At 72.2% G+C, this 1,424-nt stretch carries 2 protein-coding genes; both read left to right on the plus strand.

What is annotated here, in order from left to right; translation table 11 throughout:
* The coding region (locus tag ACFRMQ_RS40755; protein ID WP_380735981.1) for an SDR family NAD(P)-dependent oxidoreductase at window positions 1-740 on the plus strand (740 nt) is incomplete at its 5' end.
* 171 nt (window positions 741-911) lie between these two features.
* On the plus strand, window positions 912-1,319 hold the full coding sequence (locus ACFRMQ_RS40760; protein WP_380735982.1) for a hypothetical protein: 408 nt from the start codon (window positions 912-914) through the stop codon (window positions 1,317-1,319).
* Window positions 1,320-1,424 lie beyond the last annotated feature (105 nt).

The raw sequence follows: 1,424 nt of genomic DNA on the forward strand, positions 1-1,424 counted from the left end.
GGGCGGCCGCGCTGGCCTTCGCCCGGGAGGGCGCCCGGGTCGGCTTCTGCGGCCGGCGCGCCGAGCTCGGCCGCCAGGTCGAGCGGGAGATCCGCCGGACCGGCGGCGAGGCCTCGTACTTCCCGGCCGACGTGCGCGACCCGGCGCAGGTCGAAGGGTTCACCGGACAGGTCGTGGCCCGGTACGGCGGGCTGGACATCGCGGTCAACAACGCGGGCATCGGCAGCTCCAAGCCGCCGCACGAGCTGAGCGTGGACGAGTGGGACGACGTGCTGGACACCAACGCCCGGGGGGTGTTCCTGGCGCTCAAGTTTCAGATCCCGCACATGCTGAAGGCCGGCCACGGGGTGATCGTCTGCACCTCCTCCTCGGCCGCCGAGCAGGCCCGGCCGAACGGCGGCGCGTACACGGCGAGCAAAAGGGCGGTTCAAGGGCTGGTCAAGGCGGCCGCGTTGGCGTACGGAACGCGGGGCATCCGGGTCAACGCGATCCTCCCGGGCACCACGGACACCGCCTTCGTCCGGCCGCCGGGCCTTCCGGACGCGGCCTGGGCGCGGTTCAAGGAGGCCTACGGCCCGTTGAACATCGAGGGGTTGGAGCGGATGGCCGAGCCGGAGGAGATCGCCCGGGCGATCCTGGCGCTGGCCTCGGACGACTTCGCCTACCAGAGCGGCGCCTCGGTGCCGGTGGACGGCGGGGCGACGGCCGGTCGCCGAATGGTGCTGCCGCCCGCCGACTGATCATCCGTCAGGCCCCGAGTCGTCCGCGCGCCGAACAGCCGGCGAATGGTTGCGGCATGTAGTTGAACCGTCACCATGAGTGTGACGCAGCGCACACAGACGAGGTCCACGATGTGTGCAACACTCATCTCAAGGAGTGAGATTCCCTTAATTTCCAAGGAGGTTCACGTCATGCGCATCCGTTTCGCAGCTGTGGCGATGGTGGCGGCAGGGATCACCGGCCTGATGGCGGCTCCGGCCACGGCCGCCACGGCGACGGCCGGGACCGACACGGCCGCCTGCGCCTCGGTGCTCAACCAGCCCTGCGTCTCGCACCAGGCCGACGGCGGCGGCATCGTCGGCGTCGCCCAGGTCAGCGCCGAACCGGGCCAGTTGACGATGGTTCGGGTCGACATCCGCACCCAGGCCTCCTGGGGCAGCCCGTGGGAGACGGTCGCCACCGCGACCACCGTCCGGTACGGCTCCGCCACGGCGGTCACTCCGCGGGTGACCGCCGGCGCCCCCCGGATGATCTGCGCCACCGCCGGCCCGGCACTGGACGTCACCAAGCAGGTCACCACCTGTACCAACCCGTTCTGACCGCGGCGCCGGCGAGGCGCCGCACCCGCCACTCCCGCACCGTCCGTACGACCGGGCAGCCGTCCGGACGGCCGGGGAGCGGAACGCGCCGGGCGCGATGAGCAC

This window comes from Kitasatospora sp. NPDC056783 (assembly GCF_042789895.1).
Classification (GTDB): domain Bacteria; phylum Actinomycetota; class Actinomycetes; order Streptomycetales; family Streptomycetaceae; genus Kitasatospora.

What these genes read in the sequence shown, in the direction of transcription:
- ACFRMQ_RS40760 (WP_380735982.1), top strand. Translation starts at nt 912, where the DNA reads ATGCGCATCCGTTTCGCAGCTGTGGCGATGGTGGCGGCAGGGATCACC.